Genomic DNA, 24,298 nt, shown 5'->3' with positions numbered 1-24,298 from the left:
GAATCGGCGATGTGGCCGGCCGCATGAGAGAAGGAGCCAGGAGATGGCTGCACTAGGTGCGACGTTGGCGCTCACCGAGCGCATTGTGGATGGGCCCGCGGGATTCACCGGCGTCAACGCCACCCCGGAGTGGGCGTCGGAGATCAAGCGGCTGGCGCGCGAGCGCAATGCGACGATCCTGGCGCACAACTATCAGCTGCCCGAGATCCAGGACATCGCCGATCATGTGGGCGATTCGCTCGCGCTCTCCCGGATCGCCGCCGAGGCGCCCGAGGACACCATCGTGTTCTGCGGTGTGCACTTCATGGCCGAGACCGCCAAGATCCTCAGCCCGACCAAGACCGTGCTGATCCCGGATCAGCGGGCCGGATGTTCGCTCGCGGACTCCATCACCGCCGATGATCTGCGCGAATGGAAGGCCGAGCACCCCGACGCCGTTGTGGTCTCGTACGTGAACACCACGGCCGCGGTGAAGGCGCTCACCGATATCTGCTGCACCTCCTCCAATGCCGTCGACGTGGTCGCCTCCATCGACCCGGACCGCGAGGTGCTCTTCCTGCCGGACCAGTTCCTGGGCGCGCACGTCAAGCGCATCACCGGCCGCGAGAACATGCACATCTGGATGGGCGAATGCCACGTGCACGCCGGCATCAACGGCGATGAGCTCAACGCACAGGCCAAGAGCCACCCGGACGCGGAACTGTTCGTGCACCCCGAATGCGGTTGCGCCACTTCGGCTCTCTACCTGGCTGGCGCGGGCGAGTTCCCGGCCGACCGGGTGCACATCCTGTCCACCGGCGGCATGATCGACGCCGCCAAGGCGGCCAAGTCGAATCAGGTGCTGGTGGCCACCGAGGTCGGCATGCTGCATCAGCTGCGAAAGGCCGCACCCGGCATCGACTTCCAGCCGGTCAACGATCGCGCGTCCTGCCAGTACATGAAGATGATCACCCCGGCCGCGCTGCTGCGCTGCCTGGTGGAGAACCGCGACGAGGTGCACGTGGACCTGGAAACCGCTGCCCTGGCGCGGAATTCGGTGCAGCGCATGATCGAGATCGGCAATCCGGGCGGCGGGGAATAGCACGGGCTCGGTCGTTCGCCGGAAAGGGTGAAGCCGTGAGTATTTCCCTCACGTGGGAGGCCGAAGCGGATCTGATCGTGGTGGGTGGTGGCGTCGCGGGTTTGACCGCGGCGCGCACCGCCTCACTGCGCGGACTGCGCGTCCTCACGCTCAGCAAGGGCGGGGCCACCGACACCTCCACGCAGTACGCCCAGGGCGGTATCGCCGTGGTCGCGCCGCACGGGGATTCGGTCGCCTCGCATGTACACGACACCGTGGTGGCCGGGGCCGGACTGTGCGATCCCGAGGCGGTGCGCTCGATCGTCGAGGGCGGCGTCGAAGCGGTCGCCGCGCTCACCGACCTCGGAGCCGTTTTCGATCACGGCCGCGATGGCGAGGTCGCGCGCACCCGCGAAGGCGGGCACAGCACGCGTCGCATCATTCACGCCGGCGGTGACGCCACCGGGGCCGAGGTGCAGCGGGCGCTGAACGCGGCCGGACTGCCGGTGCTGTTCGGTGCGGCCGTCGTCGAGATCGTGACCGGACCCGATGGGGTGCGCGGTGTGATCGCGGTGTCGGACAAGGGTTTCGGCATCGTGCACGCACCCGCCGTACTGCTGGCCACCGGCGGATTGGGGCAGCTCTACGCGTGCAGCACCAATCCGCCCGGGGCGACCGCGGACGGTATCGCGCTGGCCTTGCGTGCCGGGGCGGCGGTGGCGGATCTGGAGTTCCTGCAATTCCATCCCACCGTGCTGTTCACCCCGGGCGGGGTGGGGCGGCGGCCGCTGATCAGCGAGGCGGTACGCGGCGAAGGCGCGATTCTGGTGGATTCCCAAGGGAATTCGGTGACCGCGGGGGTGCATCCGCGCGGTGATCTCGCACCGCGCGATGTGGTGTCGCGGGCCATCGCCGCGCGTATGCGCGAACTCGGCACCGATCACGTCTTCCTCGACGCGCGCGCCATCGAGGGATTCCCGGAACGGTTCCCGACCATCACCGCGTCCTGTGCCGCGGCCGGGATCGATCCGCGGGTCGATCTCATTCCGGTGGCACCGGCCGCGCACTACCAGTGCGGTGGCGTGGTGACCGATACCCACGGGCGCACAGCGGTTCCCGGGTTGTACGCGGCCGGTGAGGTCGCACGCACCGGACTGCACGGCGCGAATCGCCTGGCCTCCAACAGCCTGCTCGAGGGTTTGGTGGTCGGCGGGCGCGTCGGCGTCGCGGCGGCGGAACGACTCGGCCGGGCCGAGCTCATTCCCGCCGAACAGCGGTTCGCCGGGGTGGCCGCGCTCCCGCGTGCGGATCGCAAACTGTTGCAGGAGTTGATGACCGAGCACGCCGGGGTCGTCCGCGACGGTGACGGCCTGCGCGGTGCGGTGCTGCGGCTGGTCGGGCTGATCACCGGTGGTGAAGCCGATGAGAGCGATGACGTGCGCGCCGATGATCCGGCCGCGGTGATTCGCGATCTGGAGGACTCCGCACTCACCCTGACCGCCCGCGCGTTCTTGCTGACCGCCTCCGCGCGCACCGAAAGCCGTGGCTGCCATACCCGTTCGGACTATCCGGAACCGCGCGAGGAGCTGCACCGCAGTACCGCGGTGCGACTCGGCTCCGACGGCCGCCCGCAGTTGATCACCGATGGCTCGGAAATGGTGCCGACCTGGCATCACGACGCTTCACGCACTGAAGAAGGAGTGCCGCAATGACTCTCGACGCCGGACTGGATCGCGATGAGGTGATCGCGCTCATTCGCCGGGCGCTGGAGGAGGACCTGCGCTACGGCCCCGATATCACCACGGCCGCAACGGTTCCCGCCGACGCGGTGGCCAAGGCGACCATGGCCTCGCGTCAGCCCGGCACCATCGCCGGACTCGATGTCGGGCTGCTGGTGCTGGACGAGGTGATCGGCGCGGGCGAGTACGAGGTCACCGCCCGCGTCGCCGACGGCACCCGGGTGCCGCCCGGTGACGCCGTGCTGAGCGTGGTCGCGCCGACGCGCGGCCTGCTTACCGCCGAGCGCACCATGCTGAATCTGGTGTGCCATCTGTCCGGAATCGCCACCGCGACGTCGGCGTGGGTGGACGCGGTCGCGGGCACCGACTGCCGAATCCGGGACAGCCGCAAGACTTTGCCGGGTTTGCGAGCCCTGCAGAAGTACGCGGTGCGCACCGGCGGCGGCGTGAATCACCGCATGGGTCTGGGCGATGCCGCGCTCATCAAGGACAATCACGTGGTGGCGGCCGGTTCGGTGGTCGCGGCACTGCGCGCGGTGCGCGAGGTGAACCCGGACATCGAGTGCGAGATCGAGGTGGACAGCCTCGACCAGCTCGATGCCATCCTCGACGAAGACGTCCAGCTGGTGCTGCTGGACAACTTCCCGCTCTGGGCTACCCAGGCCGCGGTACAACGCCGCAACAACCGCTCGCCGGGGACCAAGCTGGAATCCTCGGGCGGCCTGTCCCTGGATGTCGCGGCGGAATACGCGGGCACCGGTGTCGATTATCTATCGGTCGGCGCATTGACCCACTCGGTCCGAGTTTTGGACCTGGGTTTGGATATGTAATTCCGCTTTTCCCGAAAAGTCCGAAATTCCGGAATTTAACTGGGAATTTCGCTGCGGGTTCAGCGGCGGTATTGCGGCGCGTCGGCTAGCCAGCCGGTTCCGCCGCATACCGAACACCACTGCACCGAGTCGTTGACCAGGCCGTAATCGCCCTTGCCCTCGCACATCATGCAGTACCGCCAGCCCCTATTGGGGTGAACGGTATCGAAGAAAATATTCAGAAAACCTTGGATCGCCATGCAGCGTGCACTCCTCGCTCGGAATCCAAACTCACCAAGGGTGCGATATTTACCGAGCGATGTAAAGGCGTATCCAGCAGTCTTTACACCCCGAATTCGAGTGTTTCCAGGTGCAGTACCTGACAAGCCTCCCGGACAGCGGCAACCTCGTGGGCATCGAGCCCGCGATCGGCGGCGGCGATCATGATGCCCAACCGGACCACGGCGCGCGCCTGTTCCGGATCGCCGGTGCATTCGGCGATCTGCGCCAGTACGCTGGCGCGGCCGAACGCCGGATCCATACTCATGCGGGAGCAGTTGTCCTCGAAGAGATTTCGCAGCTCATCGGCCGGAAAATGCCGGAGCGCGGGATCCGCGCCGAGCAGGTGCGCCACCCGCGCGCGATGTTCGGGATCGATACCGCCATCGGCCGCGGTGATCAGGGCGCAGACCGCCACGATCGCGTCCCGGAAAGGGCCGCCGCGCAACTCGTTTCGCTGTGCGAGCAGCTGCTCCCGCCACTGTGCGGTGTGCTCCGGCAACCGGGGAATCGAGATCGGCTGGGCATCGACGCGATGCAGGAAAGTCATGACACACTCCGAAATGATCTCCCCGGACTCGCGGACCCCCGTGTCGATGCCCGGACTGTGCGGATGTACGAACAGACCCTAACAGTCGGCGACCTGGTGAAGTCTAGGAAATTCCTGTGCGAACGCCCAGCATCCGCTGATTGCCGGGGAGTGAGAACGATTCCGGCCGTACGCGATTCGACGGGCCCCTCAGGAGGTGAGTTCGCGTTCCACAGGTGTGCGGAAGCGGGGGATGGGGCGGACTTCGCCGTACCAGGTGGTCATGCGGGCGGCTTCGGCTTCGATGCGGGCCTCGGCCTCGGTGCCGATGTCTTCCAGTAGGCGCCAGACTATTTCGCCGTCGGGGCGCTGTGCCCAGCCGCCGACGATGCGGCCATCGGACCAGATGGTCGGGCCGACATTGCCATTGCGGTCGAACAGGGCCGGGCCGTGCGAGCCCAGGTACCAGTCGCGGGCCTGCCAGCCCATCGGGGTGGGGTCGAGGGCGGGCAGCAGGGCCACCCAGGGGTCCGGGGCGGGCACCGGGTCCACATCGTCGGCCAGCACCAGTCCGGTCACGCCGTCCAGATCGACCTCGACCGTATCGATGTGCGCGAGGGTCTTGCGGACCTCGCCCAGCGTCCAGCCCGTCCACCATTTGATATCGCTCACCGGGGCGGGGCCGAAGGCGTACAGCCACTTTCGCACCAGCTCGACGCGGGCCTGCTCGGCGGAGAGTTCCGGTATGCCCGCGGGCAGCCAGGATTCGATGGGGGCCCAGGTGTACTGGCTGCTGCTCCAACTGCCATTGGGCCGTCCGCGCACGATGCGGCCCTCCGCGCCGAGCACCACCAGAATCCAGGTGGTGATGCTGGTCGGCTTGGAATACGACTTACCCGGGGCCGCGTCGATCTGGGTGCGCAGGCGCGGCACCAGCTTGCTCAATTGCGCGCCGGTGGCGGCACCGGCGGTGAGCAGCGCCTGATGGGTTTCGGCTTCCACCTCGGCGAGCCAGGAGGAGATATCGCCCTCGATCACCCCGGCCTGATCGATGAGCCGCCCGTAGGTCTTGCGCTGCTTGTGCGCGAGCGCGTCCGCGCACGAACCCTGGAGCGCGGGAACCAGTTCGAGCGGTGCGACGAACATGGTGCGCCGCATGGCCAGCATGCGCAGCAGCGTCCGATCCTCGTACAGCGCCTTCTCCACATGCCCGGGCTCTAGCACTCGGCTGCGCGCGGCGATCGAGAGGAACACCGTGGCCGGATCGGTGGCGTGCAGCACCACCAGCGATCGCACGATCTCGTTCACATCGTCGGCCCGCTCGGCCGTGGCCAGCCGATGCCGCACCCCGACTCGAGCCCGCCGCTCCGCAACACTCATCGAACGCATGGGCGAATCCTAGCCGCCGGGTGCGACATTCGAGTTATCTCGGCCCCGGTGTCCGGACACCGGGGCCGGGCTGCCCGGTTCGGCGGCCGTGACGTGCGATGATTCCGCGATGGGTGGTCGGAATCGGCGGTGGCTGGTCGGCGGTGTGGTGCTCGCGATGCTGGGCGCGATGGTGGCCGGATTACCGGAGGCCGCCGCGGAAACCTCGGTGCGGGTGCGCGATGTGACGCTCACCGTGGAGGGCGAACCGGCCACCGGGCGGGTCTACGAACCAGACGGTGAGATCCGGGATCTGATCGTCGCGGTGCACGGGCACGCGGGCAGCGCCGCCGACTTCCCCGAGTACATGGCCTCGATCGCACAGCACACCGGAGCCGCGCTGCTGACCATGGATCAGCGCTCGGCGGATGGCCGCTGGCGCACCGGGGAATGGAATGTGTGGGCGGGCTGGCAGGACATCGTCGCCGCCACCCAGTGGTATCGGGGTGAGCATCCGGGCATCGGCCGCACCGTGCTGTGGGGGTGGAGCCAGGGCGGATTGACCAGCGGCCTCGCCGCCGCGTACGCGCCGCCGGGCACCTATGACTACTGGGTCGACACCTTCGGCCAGGCAAGCGATTTCATCTCCTGGTACGAGGCCCCGCTCGCGGGTCCGGCGCTGCGACCGGAGATCGAACGCGATGCGGGCGGCTGCGGACCGCTGACCTGTCCGGCCGCGTACGCCGCGCGCTCACCGTCCCTGCTGGCCGGGCGGATCGGGGTGCGCCGGGCAATCCTGTTGCACGGCACCGCGGATCCACTGGTGCCGTACAGCTCCGGACTGGAGATGCGGGCCGCGCTCCTGGCCGCCGGGAAGCCGGTATCGATGTACACCGTGCTCAGCGGCCGCGATCTGGGCGGTGCGGTGGTGCCGGGCGAGCACGGTCTCGGCCCGGTCTTCTTCGAATCCGGTTGTGTGGTCGAACGATTGCTCGCGAACTCCGAGCCGTGGGGCAGCGACTACATCGTCGATATCGCCAACGGTGTCAACACCGCCCCGCCCGCCCCGCCGAATGCCAAGTGCGCCGCCTGAATTCGCGCGCTGATCGGTACCGCACGATATGGGCGTGCGCTACCCGCTTCGGTATCAGTCGGCGCTGACGGCGTCGACGATATTGAGCCGGGCCGCGCGGACGGCGGGCGGAATGGAGCCGAGGAGGCTCAAAGCCAATGCGGCGACGGTGAATACGAGCAGCGGCGGCCCGGGCCGGAAGTGCACGTCCAGACCCATGATGTCGGTGGCCAGCAGCGAATACAGGTACTGGTTGGCCAAACCGAACAGCACGCCCAGCGCCGCGCCGATCAGTCCGATGCCCGCGGCCTCGGCCAGCACCATGCGCAACGCGAACCGCCTGCTCGACCCGACCGCGCGCAGAATCCCCAATTCGCGGCGGCGCTCCAGCAGCGCCAGCGTGAGGGTGTTGAGCAGCGCCATCGCGGCGATGAACGCCACGATGACCAGCATGATCCGGGACAGCACGAGACCCTGCTCCATGGCCCGGCTGACACCGTCCAGCGCCGCCGCGCCGGTGTAGACGTGTAGTTCGGGCGGCACGACCTGCCTTATGGCCGTGAGCAATCGCGCCTTGTTCACGCCCGGCGCGGCATCGATCTGCAGGGTGGTCGCGCCCGGGCGATCGAACCACTCCCGCATCAGCGTCAGACTCATCGACGCCGTACCGCTCAGCGCCGAGAAGTACGACACCGACGCCAGCACCCGCGTGCGCCGCTCCCCGCTGGGCGTCTGCACCGTCAACTCGTCACCGGCCGAAACCCCCAGTGCGCGAGCCAGATCCCGGGACAGCACGACTCCCTCGCCGGTGAGCAGTCGCTGCCGGGTCGGAGTGTCGAGTGCGCGCGCCATGGCGAAATTGCTGTCCGGATCGACCCCGTAGACCAGCGCCTTGGTCCCGCCGAAGGATGCGAAGGCCAACTGCCCCTGGGTGACTCGTCCGACCCCGGGTACGGCGGCGACCTTGTCGGCCAGTCCGTCCGGCAGCAGCGGTGTGGGCACCATATCCTCGGCGGTCACGCTCACCCACACATCGTTATCGGCGATGGAGGCGAAGGTATCGCGCGCCGAGCGCACCGCGTCCGCGTTCGATCCGGTGATCGTGATGGTCATGGCCACCGCGATGGTGACCGTCATGAGCGTGGCCCACACCCGGCGCGGCGCGCGATCGATATTCACCCCGGCCAGCACGCCCGCGGACCCCAGCCGCCGCGCCGTCGCACCGGTCAGCCATACGATCGGACCGGTGCAGGCGAACGCCAGCGCGATCTCCGCGCCCAGCGCGGAACCCAGTGCGGCAGCGGCGAAAAGACCGAGGTGCGCGCGCACGACCAGTACCGTCACCACCGCCAATCCGGCCGCCAGCGCACCCGCGAGCAGCCGCACCCGCAGCGGCACCGCATCGGCCTGCGACACCCCCACCGGGGCCAGCGCTTCCACCGGCGACACCCGGTACACCTGCCGGGCCGCGACCGCGGTCGCCGCCAGATTGGTGAGCACGGCCGCCAGCACCGCGGCCGGAATCGCGTACCAGGGCAACAGGTATTCCAGCCGCGCCTCCATCATCTGACTGAATGCGCCCGGCAGCAGGCCGATGGCATAGCGCCCCATGAGGACTCCGAGACCCGCGCCGAGCAGCCCGCCCACCAGGCCGAGCACCGCGGCCTCGGCCAGCACATCGCGCACGATGGTCTGTTTGCGGCCGCCGATGGCCCGCAGCATGGAGATCACCGGCCGCCGCCCGGCCAGCGCCATGCTGATGGTGTTGTAGATCAGGAACGCCGACACCACGAACGCGATGGCCGCGCCCATGGCCGCGATGAAACGCAGCATGACGACACCGCTGCTGGTCTGCGCGGCGCGCAGGCTGGGCGTGCCCACCAGCGCGCGCCCCGCGACGGCGTTGGTGACCGCCGAATTCACCTGTGCGGCATCGGCGTCCGGTGCGGTGACGATCAGGATGGAATCCAGCTGTCCGGGGCGGCCGGTGACGCGCTGGGCCAGGGGGAGCGGTGCGATCAGATAGTGGCCGCCATTGAGCCGGGACTGCTCCTTACCGGACAGGACGGCCGCGACGGTCACCGTGCCCGAACGCAGGGTGATCACATCGCCTTTGGTGAATCCGGCACCGGGTCCGGCCAGGACGCCATTGGGCACGCTCAGTAGCGCTGCCGTCTGCGCACTTCCGACCGAATCCTTCAGTTCGCTGTCCAGCGCGGCGGTGGAGGCGTCCACGCCGAGCAGCAGGAGCCGGTCGTCGTCCGGTCCCACACTCGCGCGCAGCATCGGCACCGCCGCGGTGACGCCCGGGACCGCCGCGACATCCGCGCGCACCTGCTGCGGGAATCCGGCATCGGTGACGCCCGAGATCTCCAGCGCCGCATTGCCCGCCACACCCGATGACAGTTGCGCGATGGATCCGGTGAGCGAACCGGAGATACCGATCACCGCCACCAGGAACGCCGAGGACACCGCCATGACGACGACCGAGGCCACCGTCCGGCCCCAGTGGGTGGCGAACTCACGAATGGTGAGCAGCCGCAACCGATCCAGCAGCGCGATCATGGACCGAGGCTATGACCGCCGGTCCGTGCTGTCCATGAAATCCGGACAACCGTCCCAGACGAACCCGATACGGACCACCCCAGTTTCCGCCCCGCAAACCCGCCGGAAATGCTCGATTCCGGAACATCTTCGTGATGTGCGGGGTTGCTGCGGAAGAACGTGAATCGAAACGGAGGCAGTGATGACGAAACCGGTGGATCCGTCCTATTTGTGGAGCGGTGGCGAATTGGATCTCGACGCGTACCTCAACCGCATCGGATACACCGGTGAGCGCACCCCGACGCTGGCGACGCTGCGCGGTCTGGTCCGCGCGCACACCACCACCATCCCGTTCGAGAATCTGGAGAGCATTCTCGGCCGCGGTGTACCGCTGGATCTGGAATCGTTGCAGGACAAGCTGATCCGGCAACGCCGCGGCGGTTACTGCTATGAGAACGTACTGCTGTTCGCCGCCGCGCTCGAACGCCTCGGCTTCGAATTCACCGGCATCTCCGGCCGAGTCACCATGGGCGCCAGTGGATTGCGGCCCGCCACGCATGCACTGCTGCGGGTGCGCCCGGTCGATGACGAGCGCGCCTGGCTCTGCGATGTGGGTTTCGGCTCGGGTCCGCTGGAACCGTTCGAGCTGACCCCCGATCGCGGCGAATTCTCGCTCGGCGCTTGGCGTTACCGGCTCGAGCTCGGTGCGGACGCGCTCGGCGGTGAGCTCTGGACGCTGTATCAGTTCGGCCGGGACGGCTGGCTGGATCGCTATACGTTCAGCCCGAATCCGCAGTATCGAACAGACTTCACGGTCGGTAATCACTTCGTCGCGACCTCACCGCGCTCGCCGTTCACCATGCGGCCGTTCATTCAGCGCTTCACCGATGCGGTGCATCACCAAATCGACGGTACGACCTGGACGACTGACTATCCGGACGGAACGGGCGAAGTTCGCGAATTTGACGCGACCGAACTGCCCAAGGTGCTCGCCGAGGTGTTCGATATCGAACTCGGCGCGGCCGATGCGACGCGGCTCACCCGCGCCGAATGGCCCGCCGCGCACCGCGAGACGGAGGGCGCGACACGCAACGAGTGAAATCCCGTCCCACGCGGTGGGATCCGCTCTTGTGCGGCAGAATTCGCTGTCATGTCATCGAACTGCTCTGAGCAGCACTTTAACGTGGCCCGTCATATAAACGTCACCCGAGTGCGGCGTACATCTCACCGAGATCTCGCTCATATCTCACGCTGACGTCGGCGTGCTGCCCATCGCCCGCTACACTCATGCGGGGAAACACGCGGGCAACCGCGTCGTCACAGTCACCATCGCGCAGAATTTCGGAGTAGTGCCATCGAAACCGGCCAAGTGATCGCAGGGCATTACCGCCTGGTCGAACGGATTGGTAGCGGCGGCACAGGCGTCGTCTGGCGAGCCGTCGACGAGCGGCTGGAGCGTTCGGTGGCGATCAAACAGATCATCACCCAGCCGAGCCTGTCCGCGGCCGACAAGGACATCGTGCGTCAGCGCGCTGCCCGCGAGGCCCGCAATGCCGCTCGCTTCCAGCATCCCAACGCCATTGTGGTGTTCGACATCACCGAGCACGAGGGCGATCCATGCCTCGTGATGGAGTATCTGCCGTCGCAGAGCCTGGCGGTGGTGCTGTCCTCGCAGGGGACACTGCCGCTGCCCCAGGTCGCGCGCATCGGTGAACAGGTCGCGTCGGCGTTGATCGCCGCGCACCGGGTCGGCATCGTGCATCGCGATGTCAAGCCCGGCAACATCCTGCTCGGCGACAACGGGGCGGTGAAGATCACCGACTTCGGCATCTCCAAGGCCAAGGGTGATGTCACCCTCACCGCCACCGGACTCATCTCCGGCACCGCCGCCTACCTCGCACCCGAGGTCGCGCGCGGCGCCGAACCGAGCCCGGCCGCCGACGTATTCGCCCTGGGCGCAACGCTTTTCCACGCGCTCGAAGGCGAACCGCCCTACGGCACCAACCCGAATCCGCTCGCCCTGCTGTACGCGGCCGCCAACGGCCAGATCAGCACGCCGCGCAATGCCGGACCGCTCAGCGATCTGCTGCTGGCCCTGCTCAGCTTCGAGCCGGAGGACCGGCCGAGCATGACCGAGGTCCGCGACATCATGGCGGAGTTCGCGGAAATCGGGCCCGATGCCGAGGCCACCCGCGTCATGGCGGCACGCCGCCAGGGCGGCACCCTGACCCCGCCCGCCAAACCGGCGGGCGCGCGGCCCGCACCGCAGCGGGGCAATACCCGGCAGATGGACCGGCGCGGATCCGCCAACGCGGATATCCCGACCGGCGCCATGAGCCAGGCCCAGCTGCTCGAGACCCCGCCGCCGCGACCCTCGGTCAACGGCGGTCCGCCCACCCGTTCCACCTTCGCCCCGCATCTGGACGATGACGAGCCCGAACAGCCGCGCCGCACCAAACTGGTGATCGCGGCCCTGGTCGCCGCCGTCGTCGTGGCGGGCGCGGTGGTTTTCGGCCTGATGAGCTCGGGCGGATCGGACAGCCCGGGCACCACCGGTGGCGATACCAGCGCCACCAAGGCGTCCGCGCAGACCACCACCGGCAAGGGCACCGCCGGCGCACTCGGCCAGACCAAGAGCGCCGGACAGGTCACCGTGCAGGACGGTGTCGACGCGGTACAGAAGTTCTACGACGGCCTCGTCTACCTGAACTTCGCCGACGCCTGGAACCGCCTCACCCCCGCCGCACAGCAGGTGTACGGCAGCCAGTCCGCGTTCCAGTCCTACTGGACCGATAACCGAATCACCCGGTACTCCACCATCAATGGCGCGCGCGGCTGGTCCGACAGCGTGAATGCCGATGGCTCGGCGGATATTTCGGTGGCCACCGTCTCCACCTCCAGCTCCACCAAATCGGTGACGCTCCGCGTGATCGATATGGGTGGCGGCAATGTGAAGATCGACAGCGACACCAAGATGTAGTCGCTACCCGCGATACCACTGTGCCGCGCCGGAATCCCGGTGCGGCGCAGTGCGTTTACGGCGAAGGGTGGGGCGTATCGCCGCGTCGCCCCATGTTCGCCGCGGGTACGAAGAGTCGCGATGCGGCGCGTCGGGGGCTGTCCGAATGTGCCCGGGGTGATTAGCCTTTCGGTTATGAACGTGCGCCAGCTGCTCATCGATGAGCGCGGGGAACTGGTCGAGCTATTGCGGTCGCTGACCCCGGAGGAGTGGGAGACGCCGTCGCTGTGCGCGGGGTGGCGGGTGCGAGATGTGGTGAGCCACTTGCAGACCGATACCGTTTCGCTGCCGAGCTATGCGCTGCTGGGGCTGCGCAATCCCTCCACCGATCGGCTCAATCAGGCGCTGGTCGAACAATTCAATGGGCGGCCCACCGGGGAACTGGTGGATCGACTGGTCGAACCGCGCGGCTGGTTCTCGCGGTATATGCCGAAAACGGCGCTGTCGGACAGCTTCGTGCATCAGCAGGACATTCGCCGTCCGCTCGGTCGCGCGCGGGAGGTCCCGGCCGAACGACTGATCGCGGTTCTCGACAACCCGGATATGTTCGCCGGTCCGGGCCGCTATCTGAAGGGTCTGCGCTGGGAGGCGACGGACGTCGACTGGTCGAAGGGCTCCGGGCCGTTGGTCCGCGGCCCCGGCGAGGCGCTCGCCCTGGCCATGGTCGGGCGGACCGTCGCATTCGATGACCTCGAAGGTGATGGGGTGAACGAACTTCGGTCCCGCCGCGCCTGAATCACGGTGTGCCCGAATCAGACCGACTGGGTTTCGGCGGTCAGACTCGCGAGCAGGCGCAGCGCGTTGGCGCTGGGGGAGTCCTCCTCCACGGTGTGCGCGATCAGGCCCTGATCCGGATCATCTGGCAGGCGCAGGGTTTCGAAGCCCAGGTCGATGCGGCCGACAACCGGGTGCAGATAGACGTAGCGGCCGTGGGTCTTGTCCTTGAGTTCGTGCCGGTCCCAGAGCTCGCGGAACTCCGCACTGGATGCGGACAGGTCGCCGATCAAGTCGGCGATGCCGGAATCGCCGGGATTGCGGGCGGCGTCCAGCCGCAGATAGGCGACCACATCGGCGGCCTTGGCCTCCCAGTCCGCATAGAGCTCGCGCATGCCCTCGTCCAGGAAAACCAGGCGGGCCAGGTTCCGCTCGCGCGGCGGCAGTGCGGCGAAATCGGTGATCAGGGCCGCCGCCAAGCGATTCCAGGCCAGCACATTGGTGCCGCGCCCGACGATGTAGGCGGGCACATCGGCGGCGGATTCGAGCAGTCGCCGCAGGCCGGGGCGCACCTGCTGTTCGGCGGGCGGCTCCTCACCCGACCACGGCCGCGCCAGCCGGTAGAAGTGTTCACGCTCCACCGGATTCAACCGCAGCGCCCGCGCCACCGCGTCCAGCACCGATTCGGAGAAGTGCAGGGTGCGGCCCTGTTCGAGCCGCACATAGTGATCGACACTGACCCCGGCCAGCAGCGCGAGCTCCTCGCGCCGCAGCCCCGGCACGCGCCGCCGCGCCCCATGATCGATCAGCCCTACCTCCTGCGGGCTCAGCCGAGCCCGGCGTGAGCGCAGGAATTCACCGAGTTCGGCACGACGGTCCAGGGTCATGCGTCCAGTATCGCGGGCCGGGCGGTTCGGTTCCTGGTCACCTCGTGCCCAGGCTCGCGATGCGGTATCGACGTGCTCGAATCGGACCCGGCGTACGGTGCCGGGAGCGACTGCCATGGGTCACCGGCAGGTGAGGTCCTGATCGGGGCGGGTGCCGTCGCGCAGGAAGCGTTCGACGGCCGCGTTGGCGCAGGCGTTCGGCGAGGGGTAGGCGCCGTGGCCGCCTGCGTCGACGGTGATCATGCGGGCGCGGGCGCCGTACGCGTTGCGTAGATTGAGCGCGCCGCTGTAGGGCGTGGCCACATCCCGCAGATTCTGGACGAGCAGCACATTGGCGGGACCGTTCGAGTCGACGACTGTCTTCGCGGCCGGCGGGTAGGGCCAGAACGCGCACGGGGAGACATTCTGCGGCAGTCCGGCCGTGAGCGGATCCTCGGCGCGACTGCGCATGACCGCGTCGGCGTAGTCGGAAAGCTTTGTGGGCCAGGCGGAATCATTGCAGATGGTGCCCACCGCGACGGCGGTGCGCTGCTGGAGCAGGGCTTCGGGCGGTGCGGGCTGCGGATCGGGCAGGGTGGCCGTGGTTCGCGCGGCGCGGATCACCCGCGCCAGCGCGGGGAAGGCCGCATCGCGATAGAGCGCGTCCAATAATGCTTGTCGCAGCCCGTTGCCGGTCAACCGTCCCGTCTCCGATCCCGGCCAGGGCAGCGGATCGCGATCGAGTCGCGCTGCCAGGCCGAGGAATTCGCCGAGCATGGCCTCCGGTGTATCGACCAGGCGATCGGGATTGCCCGCATCGGCCGCCCAGCGCGCGAAATCCGGGAATCGATCCCGCACGCCCACCGCGTAATTCGCGTTCCACGTCCGCTCCACCCGCTCCGGATCGGGATCGTCATTGCTGTCCAACAGGATTCGATCGGTGCGCCCGCCGAACAGCGTGGCATAGACCGAGGTCGCGTAGGTGCCGTAGGACTCACCCCATGCGGAGATGCGGTCCTCGCCCAGCGCCGCGCGAATGCGATCCATATCGCGGGCCTCGGTGCGGGTGCCCATGGTGCGCACCAGGGTGCCGCCGTTATCCGCGCAGGCTTTCGCGATGCGCTGCGAGACAGCGATATTCGCCGAGATGTCACCGTCCGGGCTCGGCCAGCCCCGGAACCGCTCCAGCGCCAGATCGGCGCGGTCGATTCGGCAATCGGCGGTGGTGCTCGCGCCGACTCCGCGCGGATCGAAACTGACCAGATCATAGGTATCACGCAGTGCGGCAGGGAGTTTCGCTCCCCAGGTGGTCGGCAAATCCAGTCCCGTTCCGCCGGGGCCGCCGGGGACGAGCAGCAGTACACCATGCCGCGACTCCGGATGCGCGCTGCGAATCCTGGAGACGGCCAGCGTGATCTGCTCACCCTCGGGATGGTCGTAATCCAGGGGTACCGAGAGGGTTCCGCACTCCTGCCTCGGATCCATGCCACCACCCTCACAGGTATGCCACTGCGGTGCGGTCGCGGCGGGCGCGGTGCGACAGGCCGCGATCGTCGAGACGGACAGAATCGCAAGCGCCGCAAGCGCTCCGAGACGATGACTGCTCTTCATATCGCCGACGCTAGGAGCCCCGCGAACTCGGCCGCATCACCCTGTGGAGCCGTTCCCGCCTGGCTCTGCGGTCGCATCCTGGTCATCGCGTGCCCAGGCTCGCGCGGCACTGTTTACCCCGGTTGCGACGGACAAAAGTAGTGCTCACAGCCGGAACCGATCCGGCAGCGTCAGGAGATTCGAATGAGCGACACCCGTCCCTTCGGCGACACCGGTATGAACCTCACCCCGCTCGGCTTCGGCACCTGGGTGATCGCGGGATCCGGCTGGCAGTACTCGTGGGGAGCCACCGATGACGCCGAATCCATCGCCGCCATCCGGCACGCCGTGGACAGCGGACTGAACTGGCTCGATACCGCGCCCGCCTACGGTCTCGGCCACGCCGAAACCCTGGTCGGCCGCGCCCTCGCCGAACTGCCCGAGGCCGATCGCCCGTACCTGTTCACCAAGACCGGCCTGATCTGGGAGGAAGGCGACGACCGCTCCGGGCCGCCGCGCCGCATCATGCGCCCGGAAACCATTCGCGCCGAACTGGAATCGTCACTGCGGCGACTGCGCGTCGACCACATCGATCTCTACCAGGTGCACTGGCCCGATACCGGCGCGGTCTTCGTCTACGGCGGCGAGGGTGAGAGCCTGGCCCAGCCCACCCCGCTGGAGGAGTACTGGCAGATCATGGCCGACCTCAAGAAAGAGGGCAAGGTCCGCGCCATCGGACTGTCCAATCACGATGTGGCCGAACTGGATCGAGCCGAGGCCATCGCCCACGTGGACGCCATCCAACCGCCCTTCTCCGCCGTCAACCGCGGCTCCGCTCCCGAAATCGCCTGGGCGCAGGCGCATTCCACCGGTGTGATCGCGTACTCCCCACTCCAATCCGGCCTGCTGACCGGTGCCTTCACCGCCGACCGCAAGCTCACCGCCGACGATTGGCGTTCCGGCAGCCCGGATTTCACCACCGGCCTGCCCGCCAACCTCGCCCTGGTCGACGCCCTCCGACCGATCGCCGCCCGGCACGGCGTCACCGTCGCCGAGGTCGCCCTGGCCTGGGTCACCTCCTGGCCCGGAATCACCGGTGCCATCGTCGGAGCCCGCAGCACCACCCAGATCGACGGCTGGACCGGTGCCCTCACCCTCGCCCTGACCCGAGCGGACCTCGACGAGATCGCCATCGCCATCAGCACCACCGGCGCGGGCACCGGCCCCGCCCGTCCCTGATCACCACACCTCACGAACGGAACACCTCATGTCCCTGCACGTCGTCGCCGAGCTCCGCGCCCTTCCCGAGCATCAGGATCGCCTCCGCACCGCACTGGAAGCCATGATCGAACCCTCCCTCGCCGAACGCGATTGCCTGAGCTATCAGCCCTTCGCCGATCCCAACGATCCGACACACATGGTCGTGGTCGAGGAGTGGACCGGTGCCGAAGCCCTGGAAGAGCACTTCACCACCCCGCATTTCCGCCATATCGCGGGCGTGCTCGACGGCATCCTCGCCGAGCCCATGATCATCCGCCGCCTCATCGCCGAATAACCCCGCCGAGGTTTTCCGCCTCACATGCGGGCGCGTCCGGCCCGATCTATGGGTAGGGTCGACGGCATGGTCACGCGGATGAAGACGGCGGTGGTGCTGGTGTGCACCCTGATCGTCGCCGCGTGGGCCGTGCTCTTCCTGGCCGCGGCCGAACCGAATTCGCTCTTCGTACTCGGTGCGGCCGCGCTGGTCGCCCTCACCGCCGCGCTCATCGCGGCGCGCGGCCCGGTACTGCGGACCGCCGTCCACGCCGGACCACCCGAATCGGCGGCCGGACGGCGGCGGGGAGCCTTTCTGCGACAGAGCAATCCGGATGCGGCGGGACGACCGCGGCCGCGAGCGCCCGGGGTGTGCCCGGCCTGATCGTGCGCGCACGATCGGGTCCACCGCTGCCCTGAATCGCTCCGCCCGCGCCCGTGCGCGGGTGCCTCGCAGTGAGGTCCCCCATGCTCAACTTCGTCTATTACCCGGTATCGGCCGTGCTCTGGTTGTGGCACACCGCTTTCGCGGCGGTGCTCGGCGCATCGAGCGGCCTGGCCTGGGTGCTGGCCATCATCTTCCTGGTGTTGACCCTGCGCGCCCTGCTCATCAAACCGTTCCTGTCCCAGCTGCGCTTCTCCAAGGGCCTGGCCGAAATGCAGCCGCATATCGCGGAGATCAAGCGCAAACATCCCGGCGATCTGCAGAAGCAGAGCGAGGAGATGCGCAAACTCCAGGAGGAGAAGGGCGTCAACATGCTCCTGGGCTGCCTCCCGATAGTCGGCCAAACCCTGGTCTTCATCGGCCTGTACCACGTACTCCGCTCATTCCAGAACCCGAATATCGCGAACTACGTCTTCTCCCCGGAGCAGGTGCAATCGTTCCTTCAGGCCAAACTCTTCAGCGCCCCCTTGGCCTCGACCCTGATGAACGCGGGTGATTCGTTCACTTCCGTTGCGGCCGTGGCCATCCCGCTCATGATCATCGCCGCCGTGGCCACCCATTTCACCGCCCGCTTCACCGTGGAACGCCAGCGCCGCATCGGCACCGAGGTGACCCCGCAGGTGCGGTTGATCAACAACCTCTCCCTGTATGTCTTCCCCCTCGGCGCGATCGCCGCCGGCGCCGTCATGCCGGTCGCGATCCTGCTCTACTTCGTCACCCAGAACGCCTGGACCTTCGCCCAGCAGCACCTGGTCTATCGGCGCTTCGACGCGGAAGTGCCGGTGCCGTAGGTCAACTCAACATGTCGGCCAGGCGCTCGGAGTTCAGCTCCGCACGCTCATCCGGGTGGGCGACCATGTACTCCATGGTCGCCGCCAGCGCCTCCGGCCGCACCGGCAGACCCCGGAACAGGATCTTGTAGGGCCGCGGCACGCTCGCATCATTGCTGAACACCGATTCGTGGGGACCGCGATGATTGATCACCGCCGAAGCACGACAGTGGAATTCGATCTGCGGCCGCTCGGTGTTCCCGGCCCCGGTGGCCACCCGCACCAGCCGGACATCCGATATTGCCGCCCAAGGGAATTCGCGATCGCGATGCGGCAGTCCGAGGCGTACGCCCGTGCGCCCCACCTCCAGGGTGGTGCGCCCCTGCTGGACGATGGCGTTCACCAACATCACCGAGATCGAGAACCCCGCCACCCCGGCGATAACCGCCACCCACGCCCCGGCCACGACGCTCACCAGTGACCACAGCGCCGCGCACGCCGCCCAGCACACGAAGCAGTAGAAGAATCCGTTGGCCCGCCAATCCCGGTGAATGATCACGCTGTCCCGGGTGCGGGTGTACGAGGATTGATCGAGCGCGATGGCGATGGTCAGCGCCGCCATGCTCGCGATCACCAGCGACAGTGCCAGGGCGAGACCGAACATGCCGTAGATGTCGAACTCCCCGGAAGCCACCGCCCGCTGCTCCGTGATCACGGCCGTACTTTAGCCGTGATCACGGCCGCAAACCCGAGCCCGGCCGGTCCTGCGGATAAGTGGTGGCGCGCACCCGATAGTCTGGTAGCTGGTCGCGGGCAGTTTCGGGTGTTCGCCGAACCCTTTGATGATCAGCACAGACAAGGACTTGACAGCGCTATGACAAGCCGCATCGAGCTCGCCCGCGTGGATCTGCGCGGACGTACTCCCACTGCTGCCGAACTGCGCGCGGCTCTGCCGCGTGGGGGCGTCGACGTGGACTCGGTGCTGCATCATGTGCGACCGGTCGTGGAGGCCATTCGCGATCGGGGTGTCGAGGCGGCGATCGAGTTCAGCGAGAAGTTCGACGGGGTGCGGCCGGTCTCGGTGCGGGTGCCCGCCGCCGAACTCGAGAAGGCCCTGGCCGAACTGGATCCGGCCGTGCGGACCGCACTCGAGGTCGCCATCGAGCGCACCCGCAAGGTGCACGGCGATCAGCGGCGCAGCGATAAGACCACCGAGGTGGTGCCCGGCGGCACCGTGACCGAGCGGTGGGTTCCGGTCGAGCGGGTCGGGCTGTACGTGCCGGGCGGCAATGCCGTCTACCCGTCGAGCGTGGTCATGAATGTGGTTCCCGCGCAGACCGCGGGCGTGGATTCACTCGTGGTGGCCTCACCGCCGCAGGCGCAGTTCGGCGGACTGCCGCACCCGACGATTCTGGCGGCCGCACAGCTGCTCGGGGTCGAAGAGGTATGGGCGGTCGGCGGCGCGCAGGCGGTCGCACTGCTGTCGTACGGCGGTATCGATACCGATGGCGCGCAACTGGAACCGGTCGACATGATCACCGGGCCGGGCAATATCTATGTGACCGCGGCGAAGCGGCTCTGCCGCGGACTGGTCGGCATCGATGCCGAGGCCGGGCCCACCGAGATCGCGATCCTGGCCGATGCCACCGCCGATCCGGCACACGTGGCCGCCGATCTGATCTCGCAGGCCGAACACGATGTGCTGGCCGCGAGCGTGCTCGTCACCGACAGCGTGGAATTGGCCGATGCCGTGGACAGGGCGCTCACCGCGCAGATGGCCGTGGTCAAGCACCACGATCGGGTCACCGAGGCGCTGACCGGTAAGCAGTCCGGCACCGTGCTCGTCGATGACATCGCGCAGGGCCTGCGCGTGGTGAACGCCTATGCGGCCGAACACCTGGAGATCCAGACCGCCGACGCCTCCGCCGTCGCCGCCCGGGTGCGCAGTGCCGGAGCGGTTTTCGTCGGCGCGTGGTCCCCGGTCAGCCTCGGCGACTACTGCGCGGGTTCCAATCACGTGCTGCCCACCGCCGGATGTGCCCGGCACTCTTCGGGTTTGAGCGTGCAGACCTTCCTGCGCGGCATCCACGTCGTGGACTACTCCGAAGCGGCGTTGAAAGACGTTGCCGGACACGTGGTCGCGCTGGCCAATGCCGAGGATCTGCCCGCACACGGCCAGGCCGTACAGGTGCGATTCGGAGAACTGTCGTGAACGCCGTGACCGTCCCCGGATCCGCTGTCTCGCTGGACGATCTGCCGCTGCGCGAGAACCTGCGCGGTAAGAGTCCCTACGGCGCACCGCAATTGACGGTGCCGGTACAGCTCAATACCAATGAGAACCCGCACCCGCCGAGTAAGGCGCTCGTCGACGATGTGGCCGAATCCGTTCGTGCCGCCGCCGCCGATCTGCACCGCTACCCGGATCGCGATGCCGTCGGTCTGCGCACCGATCTCGCCGCCTACCTGACCCGGCAGACCGGCGTCGCGGTGGACGTGTCGAATGTGTGGGCCGCCAATGGATCCAATGAGATCCTGCAGCAGCTGCTCCAGGCGTTCGGCGGACCCGGGCGCAGCGCACTGGGTTTCGTGCCCTCGTATTCGATGCACCCGATCATCTCCGAGGGCATCGACACCGAGTGGATCGAAGCCAAGCGCAATGGCGACTTCTCCCTCGATATCGACTACGCCGTCATGGCGATCGCCGATCGCCGCCCCGACGTGGTGTTCGTGACCAGCCCCAATAATCCGACGGGCCACAGCATTCCGGTCGCGGACCTGGAGCGCATCCTCGATGCCGCACCCGGCATCGTGGTGGTGGACGAGGCGTACGGGGAGTTCTCCAGCGCGCCCAGCGCCATCTCGCTGATCGACCGGTTCCCGGCGAAACTCGTTGTCAGCCGGACCATGTCGAAGGCGTTCGCCTTCGCGGGCGGACGGCTCGGCTATCTGGTCGCCGCACCCGCGGTCATCGACGCCATGCTGCTGGTGCGCCTGCCGTACCACCTGTCCGTGGTCACCCAGGCCGCGGCGCGGGCGGCCCTGCGGCATGCCGACGAAACCCTGGGCAGCGTCGCGGAATTGGCGGCGCAGCGTGATCGGGTGATGGCGGCGCTCACCGGCCTGGGTTACGACGTCATCCCCTCCGATGCCAACTTCGTACTCTTCGGCCGCTTCGCCGACGCCCCGCGCGCCTGGCAGCACTACCTCGACGAGGGCGTGCTCATTCGCGATGTCGGCATTCCGGGGTACCTGCGCACCACCATCGGCCTGGCCGCCGAGAACGACGAATTCCTGCGCGTGAGCGCGAAACTTGTTGCGACCGAGGTGGTTGCCCGATGACGACGGAAGCGAGCATGGACCGAATCGCCCGGGTGGAACGCACCACCCGTGAATCGAGCATCGTGGTCGAATTGAACCTCGACGGCTCCGGTAAGACCGATATCTCCACCGGCGTCCCGTTCTACGATCACATGCTCACCGCGTTCGGCCAGCACGGCAGCTTCGATCTGACCGTGCAGGCCAAGGGTGATATCGAGATCGAGGCGCACCACACGGTCGAGGACACCGCCATCGTGCTCGGCCAGGCGCTGGCGCAGGCGCTCGGCGATAAGAAGGGCATTCGCCGCTTCGGTGATTCCTTCATCCCCATGGACGAAACCCTCGCGCAGGCCATCGTCGACGTCTCGGGTCGTCCGTACTGCGTGCACACCGGCGAGCCGGAACACATGCTGCACACCGTGATTCCGTCCGTCGGGGCCGGTGCCTCGTACTCCACGGTCATCAATCGCCATGTCTTCGAATCGATCGCGCTCAACGCGCGCATCGCACTGCACGTGCGAGTGCTCTACGGCCGCGATCAGCATCACATCACCGAGGCCGAATTCAAGGCTGTGGCAAGGGCTTTGCGCGCCGCCGTGGAATACGACCCGCGCGTGACCGGCATCCCGTCCACCAAGGGGACGCTATGAGCACGAAACTCGCACTGCTGGACTACGGTTCGGGCAACTTGCACTCCGCCGAGCGTGCGCTGGTGCGCGCCGGGGCCGAGGTCACCGTCACCGCCGATCCCGAGATCGCCTTGAACGCGGACGGTCTCGTGGTGCCGGGCGTCGGCGCGTACGCGGCCTGCATGTCGGGGCTGCTGGGGGTGCGCGGTGATCGCATCATCGGTAAGCGGCTCGCCGGTGGCCGTCCGGTGCTGGGCATCTGCGTCGGTATGCAGATCCTGTTCGAGCGCGGTGTCGAATTCGGTGTCGAAACCGACGGCTGTGGTGAATGGCCCGGTGTCGTAGAGCGTTTGGACGCGCCTGTCCTCCCGCATATGGGCTGGAACACCGTCAAGGCTCCGGCCGACAGCGTGCTGTTCGCGGGCATGGACGCGGATACCCGCTTCTACTTCGTGCACTCCTACGCCGCCCAGAACTGGGAACTCACCGATGACGGTCCGCTCGCCCCGGCCAAACTGACCTGGGCCGAGCACGGCGTTCCGTTCCTGGCGGCGGTGGAGAACGGTCCGCTGAGCGCCACCCAGTTCCATCCGGAGAAGTCCGGCGATGCCGGTGCTCAGTTGCTGCGCAACTGGGTCACCTCGCTCTGACGCGCGTATCGGCATCCGAAACCCCCGCTGTCGGCGGGGGTTTCGTGTGTCAGCGGGACGACTGCGATCGGCGCGTGACTGGAACGTTGGCCCCACCAACAAGAGGGGTACATTGCCCGCATGGACATCGCGCCCGCAGGGGCCTCCGGCCGCCTCCGCGCCCTGCCGACCCGCCTGGTCGGCCAGGTCGCGATCCTGGCCAGCCGCGCCACCGAACGTGCCCTCGAACCCACCGGTTCGCGGCGCTACCACTACGCCCTGCTCGCCACCCTCGATGAGACCGGTCCGCTGAGCCAGGCCGAGGTGGGTCGCCGCACCGGCATCGATCGCAGCGATATCGTCGCGGCGGTCAACGACCTCTCCGACCGCGGTTACCTCACCCGCACCCCCGACCCCGCCGACCGCCGCCGCAATACCCTCACCCTCACCGCCGCCGGACGCGCCCACCTGCACGACCTCGACACCCGTCTCGAAGCCGCGCAGACCGAACTGCTGCCCGGCTTCACCGCCGCCGAACGCGCCAACTTCGTCCTCACCCTGACCCGCATCCTGGAACTACACGCCCGCAACTGAATCGGCGGCAGTACGGGCCGACGCCGAGGCGGTGACCGGTAACTACTAGGATGCTTGCGTGAGTCTTGTGCTGCTACCTGCCGTCGATGTCGCCAATGGTGAGGCCGTGCGCCTGGTTCAGGGGGAGGCGGGCAGCGAAACCAGTTATGGTTCGCCGCGCGACGCCGCCCTGGCCTGGCAGAACGACGGCGCCGAATGGGTGCATCTGGTGGATCTGGATGCCGCGTTCGGCAAGGGATCCAATCGGGAACTGCTGGCGGATGTCATCGGTGAGCTCGATGTGAAGGTGGAGCTTTCCGGCGGTATCCGCGATGACGAATCGCTGAAGGCCGCGCTCGCCACCGGGTGCGCGCGGGTCAACCTGGGGACCGCCGCGCTGGAGAATCCGGAATGGTGCCGGCGCGCCATCGGTGAGTACGGCGACAAGATCGCGGTCGGTATGGATGTGAAGCTCATCGACGGTGAATACCGGCTGCGCGGGCGCGGCTGGGTCAGCGACGGCGGCGATCTGTGGGAGGTGCTCGAGCGCCTCGAACGCGATGGCTGCTCGCGCTACGTGGTCACCGACGTCAGCAAGGACGGCACGCTGACCGGGCCGAATCTGGTGCTGCTGCGCGATGTCGCCAATGCCACCGACTCGCCGGTCGTCGCCTCGGGCGGCGTCTCCACCATCGACGATCTGCTCGCCATCGCCACCCTCACCGAGGACGGCGTCGAAGGCTCCATCATCGGCAAGGCCCTGTACGCGGGCCGGTTCACCCTGCCCGAAGCCCTCGCCGCGGTGCGCTGAA

24 protein-coding genes are annotated in these 24,298 nt (G+C 67.9%); 17 read left to right on the top strand and 7 right to left on the bottom strand.

Going from position 1 to position 24,298, the window contains the following annotated elements; genetic code table 11:
- Nucleotides 1–43: 43 nt before the first annotated feature.
- Genes nadA through nadC form a run of 3 tightly spaced genes read left to right on the top strand, consistent with a single transcriptional unit; the run spans nucleotide 44 to nucleotide 3,629 of the window.
- Entirely contained in the window at nucleotides 44–1,081 is a 1,038-nt protein-coding gene (gene nadA, locus ACFC0O_RS42500; RefSeq protein ID WP_364643403.1) for a quinolinate synthase NadA, read from the top strand.
- 35 nt (nucleotides 1,082–1,116) lie between these two features.
- Nucleotides 1,117–2,772 carry an L-aspartate oxidase gene (locus tag ACFC0O_RS42495; protein ID WP_375968013.1) on the top strand — a complete coding sequence of 552 codons (1,656 nt, stop codon included), beginning with the start codon at nucleotides 1,117–1,119 and terminating at the stop codon, nucleotides 2,770–2,772.
- A complete protein-coding gene (nadC, locus tag ACFC0O_RS42490; protein WP_375968012.1) occupies nucleotides 2,769–3,629 on the top strand; it encodes a carboxylating nicotinate-nucleotide diphosphorylase in 861 nt (286 codons plus the stop codon). The genes ACFC0O_RS42495 and nadC overlap by 4 nt, the downstream gene beginning before the upstream one ends.
- A 59-nt stretch (nucleotides 3,630–3,688) precedes the next feature.
- On the opposite strand, the gene ACFC0O_RS42485 is transcribed toward nadC, so the two are convergent.
- The 3 genes from ACFC0O_RS42485 to ACFC0O_RS42475 all read right to left on the bottom strand — a co-directional run bounded on the left by ACFC0O_RS42485 (nucleotide 3,689) and on the right by ACFC0O_RS42475 (nucleotide 5,805).
- Nucleotides 3,689–3,868 (bottom strand): hypothetical protein, encoded by a 180-nt coding sequence (locus ACFC0O_RS42485; RefSeq protein WP_364643394.1) that lies wholly within the window; start codon nucleotides 3,866–3,868, stop codon nucleotides 3,689–3,691.
- Nucleotides 3,869–3,951: 83 nt separating this feature from the next.
- Complete coding sequence (locus ACFC0O_RS42480; RefSeq protein WP_375968011.1) at nucleotides 3,952–4,437, bottom strand: tellurite resistance TerB family protein; 486 nt, start codon at nucleotides 4,435–4,437, stop codon at nucleotides 3,952–3,954.
- 189 nt (nucleotides 4,438–4,626) lie between these two features.
- Nucleotides 4,627–5,805 (bottom strand): winged helix DNA-binding domain-containing protein, encoded by a 1,179-nt coding sequence (locus tag ACFC0O_RS42475; RefSeq protein WP_375968010.1) that lies wholly within the window; start codon nucleotides 5,803–5,805, stop codon nucleotides 4,627–4,629.
- 109 nt (nucleotides 5,806–5,914) lie between these two features.
- Between ACFC0O_RS42475 and ACFC0O_RS42470 the strand changes: the two genes are divergently transcribed.
- Nucleotides 5,915–6,877, top strand: coding sequence for an alpha/beta hydrolase family protein (locus tag ACFC0O_RS42470; protein ID WP_375968009.1), 963 nt, complete (start codon nucleotides 5,915–5,917; stop codon nucleotides 6,875–6,877).
- A gap of 54 nt (nucleotides 6,878–6,931) precedes the next feature.
- Here the strand turns inward: ACFC0O_RS42470 and ACFC0O_RS42465 are convergent, their stop codons facing one another.
- Nucleotides 6,932–9,421, bottom strand: a complete 2,490-nt coding sequence (locus ACFC0O_RS42465; RefSeq protein WP_375968008.1) for an ABC transporter permease — start codon at nucleotides 9,419–9,421, stop codon at nucleotides 6,932–6,934.
- 181 nt (nucleotides 9,422–9,602) lie between these two features.
- Between ACFC0O_RS42465 and ACFC0O_RS42460 the strand changes: the two genes are divergently transcribed.
- The 3 genes from ACFC0O_RS42460 to ACFC0O_RS42450 all read left to right on the top strand — a co-directional run bounded on the left by ACFC0O_RS42460 (nucleotide 9,603) and on the right by ACFC0O_RS42450 (nucleotide 13,154).
- Nucleotides 9,603–10,499: an arylamine N-acetyltransferase gene (locus tag ACFC0O_RS42460; RefSeq protein ID WP_375968007.1), complete on the top strand. Its 897-nt coding sequence runs from the start codon at nucleotides 9,603–9,605 to the stop codon at nucleotides 10,497–10,499.
- Between the two features lie 270 nt (nucleotides 10,500–10,769).
- A complete protein-coding gene (locus ACFC0O_RS42455; RefSeq protein ID WP_364643376.1) occupies nucleotides 10,770–12,380 on the top strand; it encodes a protein kinase in 1,611 nt (536 codons plus the stop codon).
- Nucleotides 12,381–12,554: 174 nt separating this feature from the next.
- Nucleotides 12,555–13,154: a maleylpyruvate isomerase family mycothiol-dependent enzyme gene (locus ACFC0O_RS42450; RefSeq protein ID WP_375968006.1), complete on the top strand. Its 600-nt coding sequence runs from the start codon at nucleotides 12,555–12,557 to the stop codon at nucleotides 13,152–13,154.
- Nucleotides 13,155–13,171: 17 nt separating this feature from the next.
- Here ACFC0O_RS42450 and ACFC0O_RS42445 read toward each other — a convergent pair whose 3' ends face one another.
- Together ACFC0O_RS42445 and ACFC0O_RS42440 are read right to left on the bottom strand one after the other, a co-directional pair.
- The gene (locus ACFC0O_RS42445) at nucleotides 13,172–14,020 is read right to left on the bottom strand and encodes a helix-turn-helix transcriptional regulator (RefSeq protein WP_375968005.1); all 849 of its coding nucleotides are present in this window, start codon (nucleotides 14,018–14,020) and stop codon (nucleotides 13,172–13,174) included.
- A gap of 120 nt (nucleotides 14,021–14,140) precedes the next feature.
- The gene (locus ACFC0O_RS42440) at nucleotides 14,141–15,610 is read right to left on the bottom strand and encodes an alpha/beta hydrolase (protein ID WP_375968004.1); all 1,470 of its coding nucleotides are present in this window, start codon (nucleotides 15,608–15,610) and stop codon (nucleotides 14,141–14,143) included.
- Nucleotides 15,611–15,793: 183 nt separating this feature from the next.
- On the opposite strand from ACFC0O_RS42440, the gene ACFC0O_RS42435 reads away from it, so the two are divergent.
- The 4 genes from ACFC0O_RS42435 to yidC all read left to right on the top strand — a co-directional run bounded on the left by ACFC0O_RS42435 (nucleotide 15,794) and on the right by yidC (nucleotide 18,358).
- Nucleotides 15,794–16,828, top strand: a complete 1,035-nt coding sequence (locus tag ACFC0O_RS42435; RefSeq protein WP_375968003.1) for an aldo/keto reductase — start codon at nucleotides 15,794–15,796, stop codon at nucleotides 16,826–16,828.
- A 28-nt stretch (nucleotides 16,829–16,856) separates the two neighbouring features.
- Nucleotides 16,857–17,144, top strand: a complete 288-nt coding sequence (locus ACFC0O_RS42430) for a putative quinol monooxygenase (protein WP_375968002.1) — start codon at nucleotides 16,857–16,859, stop codon at nucleotides 17,142–17,144.
- A gap of 66 nt (nucleotides 17,145–17,210) precedes the next feature.
- Nucleotides 17,211–17,507, top strand: coding sequence for a DUF6412 domain-containing protein (locus ACFC0O_RS42425; protein ID WP_364643359.1), 297 nt, complete (start codon nucleotides 17,211–17,213; stop codon nucleotides 17,505–17,507).
- Between the two features lie 83 nt (nucleotides 17,508–17,590).
- Nucleotides 17,591–18,358 carry a membrane protein insertase YidC gene (gene yidC, locus ACFC0O_RS42420; RefSeq protein ID WP_375968001.1) on the top strand — a complete coding sequence of 256 codons (768 nt, stop codon included), beginning with the start codon at nucleotides 17,591–17,593 and terminating at the stop codon, nucleotides 18,356–18,358.
- Between the two features lies 1 nt (nucleotide 18,359).
- On the opposite strand, the gene ACFC0O_RS42415 is transcribed toward yidC, so the two are convergent.
- A complete protein-coding gene (locus ACFC0O_RS42415; RefSeq protein WP_375968000.1) occupies nucleotides 18,360–19,052 on the bottom strand; it encodes a hypothetical protein in 693 nt (230 codons plus the stop codon).
- Nucleotides 19,053–19,211: 159 nt separating this feature from the next.
- Between ACFC0O_RS42415 and hisD the strand changes: the two genes are divergently transcribed.
- The 6 genes from hisD to priA all read left to right on the top strand — a co-directional run bounded on the left by hisD (nucleotide 19,212) and on the right by priA (nucleotide 24,297).
- Entirely contained in the window at nucleotides 19,212–20,549 is a 1,338-nt protein-coding gene (gene hisD, locus ACFC0O_RS42410; RefSeq protein ID WP_375967999.1) for a histidinol dehydrogenase, read from the top strand.
- Entirely contained in the window at nucleotides 20,546–21,676 is a 1,131-nt protein-coding gene (locus ACFC0O_RS42405) for a histidinol-phosphate transaminase (protein ID WP_375967998.1), read from the top strand. The genes hisD and ACFC0O_RS42405 overlap by 4 nt, the downstream gene beginning before the upstream one ends.
- Entirely contained in the window at nucleotides 21,673–22,305 is a 633-nt protein-coding gene (gene hisB / locus ACFC0O_RS42400) for an imidazoleglycerol-phosphate dehydratase HisB (protein WP_375967997.1), read from the top strand. The genes ACFC0O_RS42405 and hisB overlap by 4 nt, the downstream gene beginning before the upstream one ends.
- Nucleotides 22,302–22,934, top strand: coding sequence for an imidazole glycerol phosphate synthase subunit HisH (gene hisH, locus ACFC0O_RS42395; protein ID WP_375967996.1), 633 nt, complete (start codon nucleotides 22,302–22,304; stop codon nucleotides 22,932–22,934). Before hisB ends, hisH begins: the two co-directional genes overlap by 4 nt.
- Nucleotides 22,935–23,054: 120 nt before the next feature.
- The gene (locus ACFC0O_RS42390) at nucleotides 23,055–23,507 is read left to right on the top strand and encodes a MarR family winged helix-turn-helix transcriptional regulator (RefSeq protein ID WP_375967995.1); all 453 of its coding nucleotides are present in this window, start codon (nucleotides 23,055–23,057) and stop codon (nucleotides 23,505–23,507) included.
- 58 nt (nucleotides 23,508–23,565) lie between these two features.
- Nucleotides 23,566–24,297 carry a bifunctional 1-(5-phosphoribosyl)-5-((5-phosphoribosylamino)methylideneamino)imidazole-4-carboxamide isomerase/phosphoribosylanthranilate isomerase PriA gene (priA, locus tag ACFC0O_RS42385; RefSeq protein WP_364643338.1) on the top strand — a complete coding sequence of 244 codons (732 nt, stop codon included), beginning with the start codon at nucleotides 23,566–23,568 and terminating at the stop codon, nucleotides 24,295–24,297.
- The last annotated feature ends 1 nt before the right edge of the window (nucleotide 24,298 follow it).

Origin of the sequence: Nocardia sp. NPDC056100, assembly GCF_042266325.1 — a bacterium.
In the GTDB taxonomy this organism is placed as follows: Bacteria; Actinomycetota; Actinomycetes; order Mycobacteriales; family Mycobacteriaceae; genus Nocardia.
The sequence above is the reverse complement of the archived record's forward strand: the minus strand, read 5'-3'. Positions and strand labels throughout refer to the sequence as shown.